Source organism: Nevskia soli, from assembly GCF_903970205.1.
In the GTDB taxonomy this organism is placed as follows: domain Bacteria; phylum Acidobacteriota; class Terriglobia; order Bryobacterales; family Bryobacteraceae; genus Bog-113.
In genome coordinates, this window is sequence record NZ_CAJCHS010000179.1 from 1 (window position 1) to 16,587 (window position 16,587).

Annotated in this window: 13 protein-coding genes and 2 pseudogenes; 8 read left to right on the forward strand and 7 right to left on the reverse strand. The window is 59.0% G+C overall.

The features are described from left to right. The 7 genes and pseudogenes from H1Y01_RS19480 to rpoC form a co-directional block, all read left to right on the forward strand. The coding region (locus tag H1Y01_RS19480) for a hypothetical protein (protein WP_219341373.1) at positions 1-604 on the forward strand (604 nt) is incomplete at its 5' end. Between the two features lie 129 nt (positions 605-733). Then, positions 734-916, forward strand: a complete 183-nt coding sequence (locus H1Y01_RS07925) for a multicopper oxidase domain-containing protein (RefSeq protein WP_180539903.1) — start codon at positions 734-736, stop codon at positions 914-916. Between the two features lie 97 nt (positions 917-1,013). After that, positions 1,014-1,247 (forward strand): DUF433 domain-containing protein, encoded by a 234-nt coding sequence (locus H1Y01_RS07930; protein ID WP_180539904.1) that lies wholly within the window; start codon positions 1,014-1,016, stop codon positions 1,245-1,247. Between the two features lie 12 nt (positions 1,248-1,259). Then, positions 1,260-1,589 carry a hypothetical protein gene (locus H1Y01_RS07935; RefSeq protein ID WP_180539905.1) on the forward strand — a complete coding sequence of 110 codons (330 nt, stop codon included), beginning with the start codon at positions 1,260-1,262 and terminating at the stop codon, positions 1,587-1,589. Positions 1,590-1,758: 169 nt separating this feature from the next. Further along, entirely contained in the window at positions 1,759-2,097 is a 339-nt protein-coding gene (locus H1Y01_RS07940) for a hypothetical protein (RefSeq protein ID WP_180539906.1), read from the forward strand. A gap of 445 nt (positions 2,098-2,542) precedes the next feature. Continuing rightward, positions 2,543-6,858, forward strand: a pseudogene (gene rpoB, locus H1Y01_RS07945) (DNA-directed RNA polymerase subunit beta). 86 nt (positions 6,859-6,944) lie between these two features. After that, positions 6,945-11,156, forward strand: a complete 4,212-nt coding sequence (rpoC, locus tag H1Y01_RS07950; protein WP_180539914.1) for a DNA-directed RNA polymerase subunit beta' — start codon at positions 6,945-6,947, stop codon at positions 11,154-11,156. 216 nt (positions 11,157-11,372) lie between these two features. Here the strand turns inward: rpoC and H1Y01_RS07955 are convergent, their stop codons facing one another. Genes H1Y01_RS07955 through H1Y01_RS07975 form a run of 5 tightly spaced genes read right to left on the reverse strand, consistent with a single transcriptional unit; the run spans position 11,373 to position 14,129 of the window. After that, positions 11,373-12,116 (reverse strand): glycoside hydrolase family 75 protein, encoded by a 744-nt coding sequence (locus H1Y01_RS07955; protein ID WP_180539907.1) that lies wholly within the window; start codon positions 12,114-12,116, stop codon positions 11,373-11,375. A 54-nt stretch (positions 12,117-12,170) separates the two neighbouring features. Continuing rightward, positions 12,171-12,656, reverse strand: a complete 486-nt coding sequence (locus H1Y01_RS07960) for a nucleotidyl transferase AbiEii/AbiGii toxin family protein (RefSeq protein ID WP_180539908.1) — start codon at positions 12,654-12,656, stop codon at positions 12,171-12,173. Further along, complete coding sequence (locus H1Y01_RS07965) at positions 12,653-12,838, reverse strand: hypothetical protein (protein ID WP_180539909.1); 186 nt, start codon at positions 12,836-12,838, stop codon at positions 12,653-12,655. Before H1Y01_RS07965 ends, H1Y01_RS07960 begins: the two co-directional genes overlap by 4 nt. A gap of 10 nt (positions 12,839-12,848) precedes the next feature. Next, positions 12,849-13,220, reverse strand: coding sequence for a VOC family protein (locus H1Y01_RS07970; protein WP_180539910.1), 372 nt, complete (start codon positions 13,218-13,220; stop codon positions 12,849-12,851). A 33-nt stretch (positions 13,221-13,253) separates the two neighbouring features. Next, entirely contained in the window at positions 13,254-14,129 is an 876-nt protein-coding gene (locus H1Y01_RS07975) for a helix-turn-helix domain-containing protein (RefSeq protein ID WP_180539911.1), read from the reverse strand. Between the two features lie 24 nt (positions 14,130-14,153). Here H1Y01_RS07975 and H1Y01_RS07980 point away from each other — a divergent pair, with 24 nt between their 5' ends. After that, positions 14,154-14,435, forward strand: a complete 282-nt coding sequence (locus tag H1Y01_RS07980; protein ID WP_180539912.1) for a hypothetical protein — start codon at positions 14,154-14,156, stop codon at positions 14,433-14,435. Positions 14,436-14,509: 74 nt separating this feature from the next. Here the strand turns inward: H1Y01_RS07980 and H1Y01_RS07985 are convergent, their stop codons facing one another. Together H1Y01_RS07985 and H1Y01_RS07990 are read right to left on the reverse strand one after the other, a co-directional pair. Beyond that, a complete protein-coding gene (locus H1Y01_RS07985) occupies positions 14,510-16,153 on the reverse strand; it encodes a hypothetical protein (RefSeq protein WP_180539913.1) in 1,644 nt (547 codons plus the stop codon). Continuing rightward, positions 16,150-16,587 (reverse strand): annotated as a pseudogene (locus H1Y01_RS07990) (hypothetical protein); the annotation flags it as partial. The pseudogene H1Y01_RS07990 and the gene H1Y01_RS07985, both read right to left, overlap by 4 nt.

The window sequence follows — 16,587 nt, forward strand, 5'->3', positions numbered from 1 at the left end:
CTCGGACGCAAGTGATAATGACTCGCGAGAGGATGAGACTGCCATTGTGGGCTCAACAACCTCTCACCGCTCTTTCGTCGATAGTGCGTACGGTCAGGTTTACATCTACGCTGGGGGGAAAATTCCGGCCGGCACGCATGTGATTGGCTTTCGCTTTCGATTCGATGAAACGAATCTCGGCAACACCTCCGGCTACATCACCCCTTTTCTTCTCGAAGAGACGTCCGCTGGGATTTACACCGTCATCGGAATCGGAGCAGGATACGAAGTTCAACAACATCAAGAGCCGCAAATGATACCCTTCACAATCATTCAAGGAGTTTCAATTCCAACGAACACGCGATGCACATTTGGGTATGTCAATGCGCTGGTTGACGCGAACGGCGTACCCACAGTGGTAAGCCCCGGAACTGTAGATTGGGACCACCCAATCGACCCCGGTCAAGGGGTTGGCGGCCCAGCGACATCAAATGCTTGGGGCGCTACGAACGTTCCAAGTCTGGTTGTAACCCTGGGGACGACGTTCGGAAGGCCGACGGCCACTTACCCTTTTGTTCAGCTTCGAACGTACTCTGCATTCATGGACGGGGTGTACGGTCGATAAAATCAATCTCGTTTGGATGGAAGCGGGCTTGGGTTTGAGTGCGGCGGCTGCCTATGCGTCCGGAGCGTTCGTCGAATCGCGCGACGTCAACTCCGGTCTGTTCGGCCCCATCATCGGCACCGGGAACGGTTGCGCGAGACCGGCCAGACCGTCGTTGCGAACATGATGCGGACCGACACCGTGAATCTAGGGTCGATGATGATCATGGTTGCGGATATGATCCCTCCCAGCGCGGGGACCTGGCTCTGCCACTGCCATGTCAACAACCACTTCGAAGGCGGAATGTACGCGCGGTTTACGGTTACTCCTTAAAGCGCAGCGAGCGGACACAGACAAGTCGTCCTTGCGGGGTGAGCATGGAAGTGCTGACAGAATTCGAACGGCTACGATGGAGACGGGGCCAAAGAACATGGCTGATCTAGATTGGGCACAGTGTCCGATAGTGGAAAGCATTCCCGGCAAAGTCAGCGGCGCATGGGTGCTGCGCGGAACCAGAACGCCGGTTAAAGTTCTGTTCGAAAACCTTCAAGCTGGTTTGAGCATCGACGAAGTGATCGAACAGTTCCCAGTAAATCGCGAGCAAATCGAGAGCTTAATGGCGTTCGTGGCGCGTTCTCTAGACAAGCCACCCCGCTATGGATAGAAAGGAGCGCCGATGCGCATCCTCTTCGACAACGGCACGCCGCGAGGACTTGCGCGTCTCCTAAGGGGACATGCGGTGGAAGAAGCGCGAGCGCGAGGATGGGAAGAACTCGCCAACGGCGAATTGATCGAAGCTGCCGAGCAAGCTGGTTTCGACGTGCTGCTCACGACGGACAAAAACATCCGGCATCAGCAAAACTTGAAGGCTCGAAAGATCGCTCTCGTGGTGCTTGAGCATTCTCAGTGGCCCATGGTAAAACTCGTAGCCGAAGCAATCGTGGCGGCCGTCAACGCGGCGCAGCCCGGCAGCTATGCCGAGGTCGAAGTCCCTTTCAAGCAGTAGTGCTTCTCCCGCAGGCGCTATCGGGCGCCGAGGCGAATCATGTTTCTATCCGGGCTCGTGCACGCGTTGCCGCCGTCATTTCACTCGCGTTAGCGGCGCTCTCCGCGCAATCGCCCGCGAGAGAAATTCGACCGGCCCGCCTTTCGTGCTCACCGACTTCACGTTAACCGTGACGACCGTTATCGGAACTCGCTCAATTTTCGCGAAGCCGCAGAAGACGGTGCTGAGCCACGTCGACAATGCATTCGTTCCGGGAGAAACCTACACGATCGCGGTAACGGGTCGCGGCGATACCTATTTGATTTACATCAACGGCGCAACCACGCCGCTGGCAACCCTCGGGAACAGCGACTACCCGCAAGGACAAGTCGGGTTGTACGACGATCAACCGAACACGATTACCGGCAGCGGCCTCGACGGTCGATTTCACTGTCACCGCGCCTTAACACGTCCCCGCCGGATTCCTCTCAACAAAATTTGCATTCGTCTTGTAGACCTGCTACAGTAACGGGTATTGGCAACGGTTTCGCCCGGTTTGGCAGCCGGACTGGTGACCACACAGTTTAATTCCTGGTCAGTTTGCTTTCGAAGCAATGCTGAGCGCACTGTTTTCGTGCGCCTTTTTGCGTTTCCGGCGCATCAGTATAGCTGCGCTCCCGGAAATACCCAGTCCTCGGCGAGCTTTTGCCGGAGATGCGCCCGTTTGAGCGCCCATTTTAGGGTGTGTCGCTCATCGATTTCAGCTAGTTTCAGTCGCCCGCTTTCGAAAACCCCCGTCGAAGCGCGCGTAGTACCCCATCTCCCGGTGGTTCGTTCGGGTTTTAGCCCCGTTCGCCCGCCAGTTACACCAGCAATTCCCTGGACAAGAGCCTAGCGCCACGAGCCTAGCGCCCGCTGGTCCAAGTCCGTTTGTGCCCCGTTTTTAAAAGGCTCCGCAGGAGTTTTTGAAGAGAATGACGAATCAGCTAGAAACCACGCCCGAGCGAGTCGATTTTTCCAAGATCAAGACGTCGATCCCCATTCCGAACCTCATCGAGGTCCAGAAGAAGTCCTACGAGAAGTTTCTCCAGATGGACCTGCTGCCCAATGAGCGCGATGACGCCGGTCTGCAGACGGTCTTCAGCTCGGTTTTTCCCATTTCCGATTTCCGCGGCGTTAGCCAGCTCGAATTTGTCGATTATTCCATCGGCAACTGGGAGTGCAAGTGCGGAAACCTCAAAGGTCTCCACCACCTTCGTTCCACCTGCCGCCAGTGCGGCGCCACCATCAAGACCGATCCGTTCCATCCCGGCGACGTTCTGTGCCACGTTTGCGGAACATTCAACAAAAACATCGTTACGTTTTGCAATAAGTGCGGCGACCCGGTCGGTTTGCAGCTGAAGTACGACATGGTCGAGTGCCAGGAGCGCGGCATGACGTACGCCGCTCCGCTCAAAGTCACATCCGCCTCACCGTTTACTCGAAGGACCCCGACACGGGCGTCAAGAGCGTTCGCGACATTAAGGAGCAGGAAGTCTTCTTCGGCGAAATTCCGCTGATGACGGACAACGGCACCTTCATTATTAATGGCACCGAGCGCGTCATCGTGAGTCAGCTGCATCGTTCGCCCGGCGTTTTCTTCGAAAAGGTCCTGGCGCAGAACTACTTCCTGGGCAAGATCATTCCGTACCGCGGAAGCTGGGTCGAGTTCGAATACGACAACAAGAACCTCTTATATGTCCGCATCGACCGCAAACGCAAGTTTTACGGCTCCGTGTTTCTGCGCGCCCTCGGTTTCAAGACCGACGAGGCGATTCTGCGCACGTTCTACCGCATTTCGAAGATCGACATCAATGACGGCAAGCTTTATTGGAATTCGCTCGATGCCGAAGGCAAGCTCGACAAGAATCTCGAAGGCCTGAAGCTCTCGCACGCCGTCACCGACAAGGCCGGCGAAACGGTGGTGGGTCAGGGCAAGAAGATCACGGGCTCTTTCAAGCGCGAAATCGAGAAGCATAAGATTTCCGTCATCGAGGTCGCCGCCAACGATCTGGAAGGCGCGTTTGTCGCCGCCGACATCGTCGATATGAACACCGGCGAGGTCATGCTGGACGCCAACCATGAGCTCACCACCACCAAGATCAGCCAGCTGATCGACAACGGCATCACCAGCTTCGAAGTGTTTTTCCCGGAGCGCGACGATGTCGGCACGGTCATCTCCGCAACCTTAAAGAAAGATCCGGTCAAGCTCGAGAAAGACTCGCTGATCGAGATCTACCGCAAGCTGCGTCCCGGCGATCCGCCCACTGTCGACACCGCGACCCAGCTCTTCCAGGGCATGTTCTTCGACCCCCGGAAGTACGATTTCTCGCGCGTCGGCCGCATGAAGTTCAATATCAAGCTGCACGATCGCGCGGACGCCACGCCGCTCGATAACCGCACGCTGACCCAGAAAGACTTCATCGACACGATCACCTACCTGCTCAAGTTGCGCAAGGGCCAGGGATCGGTGGATGACATCGATCACCTCGGAAACCGCCGCGTACGCGCGGTCGGTGAGCTGCTCGAAAATCAGTTCCGCATCGGTCTGGTCCGTATGGAACGCGCCATCAAGGAAAAGATGAGCGTCTACCAGGAAATGTCGACGGCCATGCCGCATGACCTGGTCAACGCCAAGCCGGTGATGGCGGCGATCCGCGAGTTCTTCGGCTCCAGCCAGCTCTCGCAGTTCATGGATCAAACCAATCCGCTCTCCGAGATCACGCACAAACGCCGCCTTTCGGCTCTTGGACCGGGCGGGCTTTCCCGTGAACGAGCCGGCTTTGAAGTCCGCGACGTTCACCCCACGCACTACGGCCGCATCTGCCCGATTGAAACGCCGGAAGGCCCGAACATCGGCCTCATTTCGTCGCTCTCGTGTTTCGCGCGTATCAACGATTACGGCTTCATCGAGAGCCCCTATCGCCGCGTGATCGACGGCGCGGTGGTCGACGAAATCCGCATCCTGAACCCCGGGGACACGCCTTCGAAGGTGAACGACGTCATGACTCGTTCGCAAGTCAACGAAGCCAACGAAAAGCTTTCCGCCGGTAAGCAAACGGCGGAGTTCGAAGCGCACTGCGAATACCTTTCGGCATGGGAAGAAGACAAGTACATCATTGCCCAGGCGAACGTTCACCTGGACGACGATGGCCGCATTGTTCCCGATTTTGCCAACGCGCGCCAGGCCGGCAACTTCGTCCTGAAGCATCGCGATGAAATTCAGTACATCGACGTTTCGCCGAAACAGCTCGTCTCGGTGGCCGCCAGTTTGATTCCGTTCCTCGAGAACGACGACGCCAACCGCGCGCTCATGGGTTCCAACATGCAGCGCCAGGCGGTTCCGCTGCTGCGCGCCGACGCGCCTTATGTCGGTACCGGCATGGAGCTGGTCACGGCCCGCGATTCGGGCGCGGTGGTTCTCTGCAAACGCTCGGGCATCGTCGATTCGGTCGATTCCGAACGCATCATCGTTCGCGTGGAAGGTACCGCGCATGAAGGGCAGCTTTCGCGCGAAGTCGGCGCCGATATCTACACGCTCACCAAGTTCAAGCGTTCCAACCAAAACACGTGCATTAACCAGAAGCCGATCGTGCATCAGGGCCAGCGCGTGGTCAAGGGCACCGTTCTGGCCGATGGCCCCTGCACCGATTTCGGCGAACTCGCCCTCGGCCGCAACGTGCTGGTCGCGTTCATGCCGTGGCGCGGTTACAACTTCGAAGACGCCATCCTCGTCAGCGAGAAGATGGTCAAGGAAGACTATTACACTTCGATCCACATTGAAGAATTCGAGATCGAATCGCGCGACACCAAGCTGGGCCCCGAAGAAATCACCCGCGACATTCCGAACATCGCCGAATCGTTCCTGCGCAATCTGGACGAATCGGGTGTGATCCGGATCGGCGCCACGGTGAAGCCCGGCGACATCCTGGTCGGTAAGGTCACGCCGAAGGGTGAGACTCAGCTGACGCCGGAAGAAAAACTCCTGCGCGCCATCTTCGGTGAAAAAGCCGGCGATGTAAAAGACGCGTCCCTCTACTGCCCGCCGGGAATTGAAGGCACAGTGGTCGATTGCAAAATCTTTTCCCGCAAGGGTCAGGAGAAGGACGAGCGCGCCCGCGCCATCGAGGATGAAGAGATCGCCCGCCTGCAGCGCAATCTGCAGGATGAGATCCGCATCCTGACCGACGAGCGCTCCAAGCGTCTCGCCGCGCTGCTCGACGGCAAAGAAGTTCTGGCCGACCTGCACGACGAAAAAACCAATCGCAAGATTATGGCGAAGGGCGCCTTCCTCGACCGCGACACGATCGAGAAAATCCGCTCCCGCGATCTGAAGCGCCTGCGCATTAAAGATAAGGATGCGCGCGTGAACGATCAGATCGACGACATCGAAGAGATGACGTCGCGCCAGATCGCCGTTCTCGAGAAGATCACCGATGAGAAGATCGCCAAGCTCCGCAAGGGCGACGAACTTCCTCCCGGCGTCATTAAGCTCGTCAAAGTCTATATCGCGATGAAACGCAAGCTGTCGGTCGGCGACAAAATGGCCGGCCGCCACGGCAATAAGGGCGTCATCGCGCGCATCCTGCCCGAGGAAGATATGCCCTATCTTCCGGATGGCACGCCGGTGGAGATCGTTCTCAATCCGCTCGGTGTCCCGTCCCGTATGAACGTCGGACAGATCCTGGAAACACACCTCGGCTGGGCTGCCAAAGCCCTTGGCGTTCACTTCGCAACCCCCGTGTTCGACGGGGCGGTGGAGAAGGAAATCAAGGAGCAGCTCACCAAAGCCGGTCTGCCGACCTCGGGCAAGACCAAGCTCTTCGACGGCCTGACGGGGCAGGAATTTGAGCAGCCGGTTACGGTCGGCTACATTTATATGCTCAAGCTCTCGCACCTGGTCGACGACAAGATCCACGCGCGCTCCATCGGACCCTATTCGCTCATCACGCAACAGCCGTTGGGCGGCAAGGCGCAGTTCGGCGGACAGCGTTTCGGCGAAATGGAAGTGTGGGCGCTCGAAGCTTACGGCGCCGCGTACATTCTGCAGGAGCTGCTCACCGCTAAGTCCGATGACGTTTACGGCCGCGCCAAGATTTACGAGGCCATCGTCAAGGGTGAAGCCGCGATCGAACCGGGCGTTCCCGAATCGTTCAACGTGCTCATCCGCGAGCTGCAGAGCTTGTGTCTCGATATCGAACTCATGAAGAAACATGAGGAGATTCCCGACACGGCCATGGCAGCCGATTAATGCGGAATTTGTGGGCCGCGAGTGGGGCATGCTCCGAACATGCTCGCTCGCGGCAGGTATTCAGTTGTGATCTGTAATTGGAGGCAATTTTGCGAACCTCACCTTACGACAGAGCAAATTTAATCGCGGATTTCGACTCGATTCGCATCTCGCTCGCTTCGCCGGAGAAAATCCGTTCGTGGAGCCATGGCGAGGTCACCAAGCCGGAAACCATCAACTACCGTACGTTCAAGCCGGAGCGCGATGGCCTGTTCTGTGCCCGCATTTTCGGTCCGGTGACGGACTGGGAGTGCCTGTGCGGCAAGTACAAGCGCATGAAGCACCGCGGCGTCATTTGCGATAAGTGCGGCGTCGAAGTGACGCTGGCCCGCGTCCGCCGCGAACGTCTCGGCCACATCGAGCTCGCCAGCCCCTGCTCGCACGTCTGGTTCTTTAAAGGACTCCCGTCGCGCATCGGCCACCTGCTCGATATCACGCTGCGTGAACTCGAGCGTGTGCTCTACTTCGAGGCGTTCGTCGTGGTCGATCCCGGCGAAGTCGCCGATATCCGGCAGGGCGAAGTGATCTCCGACGAGCGCAAGCGCCAGCTCGATCAGGAGTCTCCCGGTAAGTTCGTCGCCATGATGGGCGCCGAAGGCATCAAGGAGCTGCTGAAGAAGATCGACATCGAAGGCCTCTCGGAAGAGATGCGCGAAAAGATGCGCACCGAGACTTCGCAACAGAAGAAACTCAAATTCGCTAAGCGCCTGCGCGTGGTGGAAAGCTTCCGCAAGTCCGGCAACAAGCCGGAGTGGATGATCCTCGACGTGATTCCGGTGATTCCGCCGGAGCTGCGCCCGCTGGTTCCCCTCGATGGCGGCCGTTTCGCCACCTCCGATCTGAACGATCTGTATCGCCGCGTCATCAACCGCAACAACCGGCTGAAGAAGCTGATGGAGCTGCATGCTCCCGACGTGATCGTGCGCAATGAAAAGCGCATGCTCCAGGAAGCGGTTGACGCTCTGTTCGACAACGGCCGCCGCGGACGCGTGCTGCGCGGCGCCAACAACCGCCCGCTCAAGTCGCTCTCCGATACGCTCAAAGGCAAGCAGGGCCGCTTCCGCCAGAACCTGCTCGGCAAACGCGTCGACTATTCGGGCCGCTCGGTGATTGTGGTCGGTCCTGAACTCAAGCTGCATCAGTGCGGTCTTCCCAAGAAGATGGCGCTCGAGTTGTTCAAGCCGTTCATCTACCATCGCCTGGAACAGCGCGGCCACTGCACCACCATCAAGCAGGCCAAAGAACTGGTGGAGCAGCAGGATCCCGTGGTTTGGGACATCCTGGAAGAGGTCATCAAAGACCATCCCATCCTGCTCAACCGCGCCCCTACGCTGCACCGCCTCGGCATCCAGGCTTTCGAGCCGGTCTTAGTCGAAGGCAAAGCGCTCAAGATTCACCCGCTCGTCTGCACGGCGTTCAACGCGGATTTCGACGGCGACCAGATGGCCGTTCACATCCCGCTCTCGCCCGAAGCGCAGATCGAAGCCTCGACGCTGATGCTGGCGTCCAACAACATCCTGTCGCCCGCGCACGGCGGTCCCATCGCCATTCCCACGCAGGACATGGTCCTCGGCTGCTACTACCTGACCAAGTCGCGCCCCGGAACCAAAGGGGAAGGCCGCACGTTCGCCTCGACCGATGACGTTCTGATCGCGCTCGAAATGGGTGAAGTCGAAACACTCTCGCCCATCAAGCTGCGCTACACCGGCAAGGTGATCGATCTTTCGAAGTCGTTCGATTCGCAAAATGTGGTTCACTCGGAACCGATCGAATACGTGAAGCAGTACATGGACACGACGGTCGGCCGCGTCATTCTCAACGACCATCTCCCCGAGCAGATGCCGTTCATCAACGGGCTGCTGAAGAAGAAGGGCCTCGCGCAGCTGGTTCAGTATTGCTACCTGAAGTTCGGGCTGCAGACGACCGTTGCCATGCTCGACGAAATCAAATCGCTCGGCTTCAACTACGCCACCCGCGCCGGTATCTCCATCGGCATCGACGACATGGTGGTGCCTCGCGACAAGCCGCAGCTGGTCGCTTCCGCTGAAAAGGAAGTGGTCGCCGTTGAAAGCCAGTATCAGGACGGCGCCATCACCCAGGGCGAACGCTACAACAAGATCATCGAAATCTGGTCCAAGGTCACCGAGAAGGTCTCGGAAGAGATGTTCACGGCCATGGAAGAGGACGACCGCACCGGCCGCTACCTGAATCCGATTTACATCATGGCGGACTCCGGCGCCCGCGGTTCCAGACAGCAGATCCGCCAGCTTTCCGGTATGCGCGGCCTGATGGCCCGCCCGTCCGGCGAAATCATCGAAACCCCCATCACGGCGAACTTCCGCGAAGGTCTGGATGTGCTCCAGTACTTCATCTCGACGCACGGCGCCCGTAAGGGTCTGGCCGATACCGCGCTCAAGACCGCGGACTCCGGCTACCTCACCCGCCGCCTCTGCGACGTCGCTCAGGACGTGATCGTCACTGAGAACGATTGCGGCACCGGCGAAGGCATCTACGTCGAACCCATCATCGAATCGGGCGAAATTATCGAACCGCTGCGGGACCGTATCGTCGGCCGCGTCGCGCTCGAAGATCAGGTCGATTTCGAAGGCAACGTCATCGTTGGCGTCAATCAGGAAATCACCGAAGAGATCGCCAACGCCATCCACTCCGCCGGTATCGAGCGCGTCAAGATCCGGTCCGTACTTACGTGCGAATCGAAGCGCGGCGTTTGCGTTTCCTGCTATGGACGCAACCTGGCTACCGGGCGTCTGGTGGAGCGCGGCGAAGCGGTCGGTATTATCTCCGCTCAGTCCATCGGCGAACCCGGTACTCAGCTGACCATGCGTACGTTCCACATCGGGGGCGCGGCCACGCGAATCTCCGAGCAGTCGACGCAGGATGCGAAGTCCGATGGTTTCGCCAAATACATCGGCATCCAGTCGGTCAAGAACGAAAAGGGCGAGATCATCGCCATGAACCGCAGCGGCATCATCGCCATCGTTGACGAGAAGGCCCGTGAAAAAGAGCGGTACCCGGTCGTCTACGGCGCCAAGATTCTTCTGGAAGATGGCGCTCCGGTCAAGAACAATCAGATCCTGCTTGAGTGGGATCCTTACACCTTCTCGATTCTGTCGGAAATCTCCGGCGTGGTCCATTTCAAGGATCTGCAGGAAGGGATCACGATGGAAGAGCGGGTCGACGAAGTTACCGGCATGAGCCAGCTGGTGGTCCGCGATTCGGTGGACGAGAAGCGGCAGCCCCAGATTGTCGTGCGGCCCGGCGAAGGGCATCGCGGCGATTCGAAGAAGTACCTCATGCCCACGCATGCGCACCTGATGGTGCATGACGGCGATACCATCCACGCGGCCGACGTTCTCGCCAAAATTCCGCGCGAGACGACGAAGACCAAGGACATCACCGGCGGCCTTCCGCGCGTGGTGGAACTGTTCGAAGCCCGTAAGCCGCGGGAAACCGCGATCATTGCGGAAATCGACGGCATCGTGAAATTCGGCGAAGTCGCCAAGGGCCTGCGCCGGATTATGGTGATCGGCGACGACGGAACCGAGCGGGAATACTCCATTCCGCGTGGTGTTCACGTCAACGTTCAGGAAGGGGAGCGGCTCAAAGCCGGCGAGCCTTTGATGGACGGGCCGCGCAACCCGCACGACATCCTCGCCGTGCTTGGCGAGAAAGAACTGCAGAAGTACCTCGTGAACGAGATTCAAGAGGTCTACCGTCTGCAGGGCGTCAACATCAACGATAAGCACCTCGAAGTGATCTCACGGCAGATGATGCGGTGGGTGAAGGTTGAGGACATCGGAGACACGGACTTCCTTCCGGAAGAAGTGGTCGATAAGTTCCGCTTCCGCGCCGAGAACCAGCGCGCGCTCGAAGCGAACGGACGGCCGGCGGAAGGTAAGGCTGTACTGCTCGGCATTACCAAAGCTTCGCTGCTGAGTGACTCGTTCATCTCGGCCGCGAGCTTCCAGGAGACGACAAGAGTCCTTACTGAGGCGGCGATCAGCGGTAAGATCGATTACCTCAAGGGTCTGAAGGAAAACGTGATCATGGGACGCCTGGTTCCCGCCGGTACTGGCATGATTTACTACCGCCAGGTCAAGATCGCCGGAGAGGACGTGGTGGAGGAGCCGGTGCAGGAGCCGCAGGTCATTCCGATGGAAGGGTATGAGGACGAGGCCCGGAGTATCTATGCGGGTGGGTTGAGTGAGGATCCGGGACCGGGCGGGTTAGCTGAGTAGTTAGAAGTTAGGTTAATTGGATATAGGCCGCCGGCTGATGCTGGCGGCCTTTTTCTTTTGACGTTAGCCCAGCCGAGTCTCGGGTCTCATTTGCTCCTACTAAATCCCAACGCGGATCCTTGCTTCGCCAACGGAAACCCGTCGAAAGCATTCTGTCTATTCAAACCTAGCTTAGCTAGCTAGGCAGGGTTGAGGGCGGAGCCGTGGCAAATCAACCTATCGACCGCTTAGATTCCTCCAGGCATTTTCGCCAATCGCGAGTATCCGGGCGTTGATGTTTTCTGGTTTCAGTCCAGGCAAAAGGGCTTTATGAGTGCCGGCGAAGATGAAATATAGAACGTCGCGCTCGATGCCTACATCGCGGATTCTCACGCAATCGCCATTAGGCGCCCTCTGCTTGCAAACGGAGTGCCCCAGTGCCTCGTGGAGCTGAATTGAGCCCTCTCCAATCTTGCACTGCGGCCCTTCATCAGCAACAACCGCGAAGACGCGCTTCCTGCCGTACACCACAGCCGCGATATCTCCGAGCTCGATCCCCAGGGCACTGGCGAATGCTCCTTGGGGGATAACGATATAAGGAACCCGGTCAGAATTGATGCTCGGCTTTCCGGCAATTGAATAGCGGAGAGAGGTCTCAGGCTGGTCTGTCTTGCCGGGGGTTTGCTTGGAGTATGGAGAGCCGTCCGCATCGACATCCATCTTCGCATCGAAGAAAATGACCCCTCCTTTCAGCCGCAGCAGAGCAGAATTGTTGTTAGGATCGCTGTGACATCCGTATCTGATCGGCTTGCCGTCGCAGGTGTTTTTGCCGTCGCACTCCCGGAACCATTCTGAAAACGGTCCGGCTATCTTTTCGCCATGAAAGTCGATCGCGGCAACGGTGTCTTTAGACGATGCGGGAGGAGTGAACAGATTGATCCCTTGCGCGAAAGTACACAAGGTAATAACCAGAAGTATCATCTCAACAGGCCTCGGTTCAGGATGCTCTCACATCGGAGGACTTTAGACGCTAGCTTACCTCAGCCGATCGCGTTCATCTTCGATCGCTTGGAGCTCTGCAAGTGCTTCCAAGTCCTTGGGCCGTCCGGTCGTCCGCTTGGCACGGATCAATTGCGCCAAGCTCAGGCAAAGGCAACGCACGCCAAAGAGTTCAATCGCGATAGCCCCGCCGGCAAGCTCCGCGTAAGTTCCACCGCCCGGGATCTCTCCAAATAGATCAAAGTCGCCCAACTGCGTAGTCAGCGTGAAGTTCATCCCGCGCTTCAGCGTGGCCACATCCCACACAAATGGCAGACCGGCCGGGGCGCCTCGGGGATAGGGCTGATATGGCGCCAGCGCATCCACAATCCGCATTAGGTTCTCGGGACTGCGCTCGTAGACAACATCCAGATCCTCGGTGAACCGCGCCGATCCGTGCGCGATCGCCGCAGCTCCGCCGATCAGAATGAACTCGACCCCATGTTCACTTAGCACGCGTAGCAGCGCATCGAAGGCAGTCATTGAGACTGCTTTCGCAGTTCCCGGCCGGCGCGCCGCAACTCATCCGCGAAGCGCGCGAGCGCCATCGCTTTGCGGAAGCGCTCTTCCACGGTGAGCTTGAGATTCTCGCGGATCAGCGTGCGATCGATTCCGGCCTTATACGCTTCTACCAGCGGATCGTGAGCGTCGCCCGGTTCATTCACACTCCGAATTCTACTTCGGTCCGAACAGCGTTAACCGGTGCCTATCCGGATCGGTGAACGTAGCGGCCCACATCCCGGTTGTCACTTCGTGCGGATCGAATACGAAATGGCAGCCTCGCCGGGCGAGTTCGTCCTTCGCTGCGGCGACGCTGTCCACCGGAAAGATGACCTCGACGGCGCCCACCATCGCGTCTCCCGCGGCATTCCCAAGGGGCTGGTTCAGCACGAGAGTAACATTCCCGGCACGGAAGAGCGTAACCTCACCGGGGTTACCGACTAACTCGAGTCCGAGCGTCTCACCGTAGAACTTGACGGAGCGCGGCGAGTCTTTGACTCCGAGCGAAATCATGGAAATGCGAAGTTGGAGTGGTTCACCGATCATGCGGCTAGTTTCGCCGAGTAGATAGTCATGCGGCTAGCCGGATCTTGCGAATTTGCGGCGTACTGCGCCGGGTAACTCTCCGAATCGCGATCGGAACAGACGGGCAAACGCGGATGGATTGGAGAAGCCCGCTTCGAGACTAGCCGCGAGCACCGGGGAACCCGCTTCGATACGAGCTCGCGCCTGATCCAGACGCAGATTCGTCAAGTAAGTATGCGGCGTTTGTTCAAACGCATTAGTGAACCCGCGATGGAAATGAAACGGCGATAGACACGCGGCGCGTGCGGTGGCCGCTAGCGAGACAGATCCGGAAGAGTGCGAGTGCAGGTACTCGCGCCCGATCAACAGTCTGCGAAACAACTCCCGGCGCGTGGATTCGCGCGCGGCCGGTACACGATCGGCTTGCTCACGGACCGTCTGGTATACCCGCAGCAGTTCTGCCGCGAGCACAACGAACGCTTCCTCGTAGCCGCTCGGTTCAAGCGCCTCAAAGCAGCGCGAGGCAAGTGTCTGCACGGCGTTCTTAACTCCGACCGCCGAGTTACGATGCAAGGCCGAAAGGTATGGAACGGACGGCGGGGCCTGATCGGTAAGATCGGGCGACACAAGATCGCCTGCGACTCGCTCGACAAACCCAGGGGCGAAGAACGCGCAGCAAGTCTCGACCGGGGTCTCGGCCTCGATGTTCATCGAATACTCTTCGCCGGACGAGACCACCAGAAAGCTCGACGGGTCAACTACCAGCTCCCGGCCGCGAACCAACCACGTGACCCGTCCCGAAAGAACCGTCTTGATCGATAACGGTCCCGCGTAACGGTCCACGCGGTGCCGCTTCGCCTTCGCGCGGAGCACCAGGTTATCTGCGCCCAGGCGAGCGCCATCCGGAAACAGATACGGAACGCGGTCCACTTCCTATAGCCTAGAGATAGAACCATGATTCTGCAACGCGCTTACCTCGTGTTCCTGACAGCCGCGGTACTCACCGGCGCAGATCCCGCCACGCCGTTTGGCCGCAACCTATTACGCAATCCCGGAGCCGAGATGACCAGCGAGACGAGTAACATCCCCGGCTGGCAGGACCTCGAGGGCTTCAACGAGTTCGGGCGGCGGCTCGATTGTCTTCCGCGAACAATCCGGTCCTGTCCCGTCCGGAACGCGCCAGATCCTGTTTCAGTGGCAGGCCAAGCCGGCGGCGCATCAGGATGGAAGCGGTAACGGATCGCACGATCTACCCGCACCCGTCGCGTTCGGCGATAACTTCTCGCTGATCCTTCGAAGATAGCGTAGTCTCATCGATACTCGACTAACTGAACTACCGAGTTAGGGTTTGACTGTTGGGTGACAGTAACCGTACTCACCGAAGATAGAACTTCACTCAGACTTCCGAGGTTTGCCGAAAAGAACGGGGCGGCGCCGGCGTTTCTGAACTGCATTCCGTTGTTGATTGCGGGAGCAGCGTCGAGATCGTGCATGATGCGCATGAAGTTATCGCGCTCGCCGGCATGATGGAACGTTGCGATGGAGTCTGCGCCTGGAGCACCAGTCTGTGGCGTGTTCGTTGCGAGGATTTGCTGCAGGAGCGCGGCGTCGTTTGCGAGCAATAGAACACGGCCGCGAATCGCGATCGACCGGCGCGCGAGTCCGTCAAGCGTTCCTACGTTGCCCTCCGAAACGCGTGCGGTTAGTGCGGCGCGGAATGCGATGCGGGCGGCATCCGCGTCCCAGTCCCTGCTGGATAGGAGCGCGATCGCGGCGGGAGTCGAAACGAAATCCGAACCTTGCGGCCGTTCGCTCGACTGATACTCCGCGAGCGCCGTGATGTTCGCCGAAGTGAGCCACGGCTTGAGGATCTCCATTACGCGGGCGCGCTGTTCGGACGGAACCGGCAGCGCATCGATGCGCGTTTCGAGATCGGCCTCAGTGCCGGCATCGGGCTGAACATCGGAGGGGGGAGCTATGCGATTGTCACGGGTCGCGCTCGGGGTCGGATAGAGTAGCTTCTCTTCGATCCATTGCGCGGCGGTCTCCGGTTGGACGGTGGCGAACACCCGATATAAGCCGATGGTCGGCGGAGCGACGCTGACGAGGGGGCCGAGGTCCAGTGCGGGCGCCGCAGGAACATCCGACTGGCGCAACAGTACGCGGCGCTCTGTAAACCCGCCGGCCGTGCGATCCAGATCGCAGATCTCCGAACGGAACGGCTTTAGCTCGGATACGTTTCGATGAATCCAGTACGAACGGAAGTACGTATTGTTGACGAGACTCTGGAGATCGAGGGTCATGCGCAGATCGCCGCGCCCGGAACTTGCTTGTGCCGCGTCGGCATACCAGCGCTCGCCGGCGAGGTTCGGACCCTGAGAGCCCGATTGCAGCGCGAGTGCCTGCGCGATCAAATCGTCACGCGTGGCCAGGAAGAAGTAGTCGCCGGAGAACGCGAAGGCTACGGTGCGCTTCGAACCGGTGCGCAGATAGAACGTCTTGCCGGCCGATTGCCGCTCTTCAAACTTCGCCCGCATGCCCCACAGCTGACTCTGCGAAAGCGCGGTGTTGTCGAGCCGCGTGATGTACAGGAATTCGAGTTCGCGCGGATCATAGAGTGCGAGAGCGGACTCGCTTCCGGCAATTTGCAGCACGTCGGCAAGACCGGGCGCAAATTGCGAGGCCGCGTTGTACTCATCGAACACGCCGCTCATTTTCTGGAACAGATTGGATTGCGTGAACTGCTCATAGTTCGCGCTCTTTAACCACTTCGCTTTCGCCTGCGATTGGTCCCACGAACTCAACAGCGCATGGAAGTCTTTGGCCTCGATCGCCAGCAGCGCGCCGGGCGGGATCAATTCCGCGATGGCTTTCGGACGCGGCGGCGGAACCTGCAACCAGGCGACGCCTGTTAGAAGAAGCACTCCGATCGGAATGGTGAAGTAGCGTTTCATTTAGCACTCAGCTTTGGACGAACGATGTTGATCTGCTCGATCGATTTGCCGATGGCCGGTTGACGATTCGCGTTCGCCTCTCGCCTCGTCTGTTCCGCCGCTAAAGCGTCAAGCCGCGTGTGATCCAGCGGCAACTTCGCGCGTTCAAAAGCAATCGCGCCGGGAAGATCGTCAAGGCGCTCGGCGGCTTTCGAGAGCTGATCCCACAGCAAAGCTTTTTCAGCGCCGGTGAGGCCGGCGCTATCGAAAAGACCTGCGGCCGGAACCGGGCGAGGCGGCGGAATCCATCGGCCAAAATGCGGGCGGACGGTGTCTTCCGGCATCGCCACCGGCGGTTCGGTATCTTCGGGCGGGATGACGCCACCGTTGTCGGTGGTCTCCACCAGCGATACCGCAACGCTATCGTGGCGCGCATCGAGAGCCGAACGGATCGC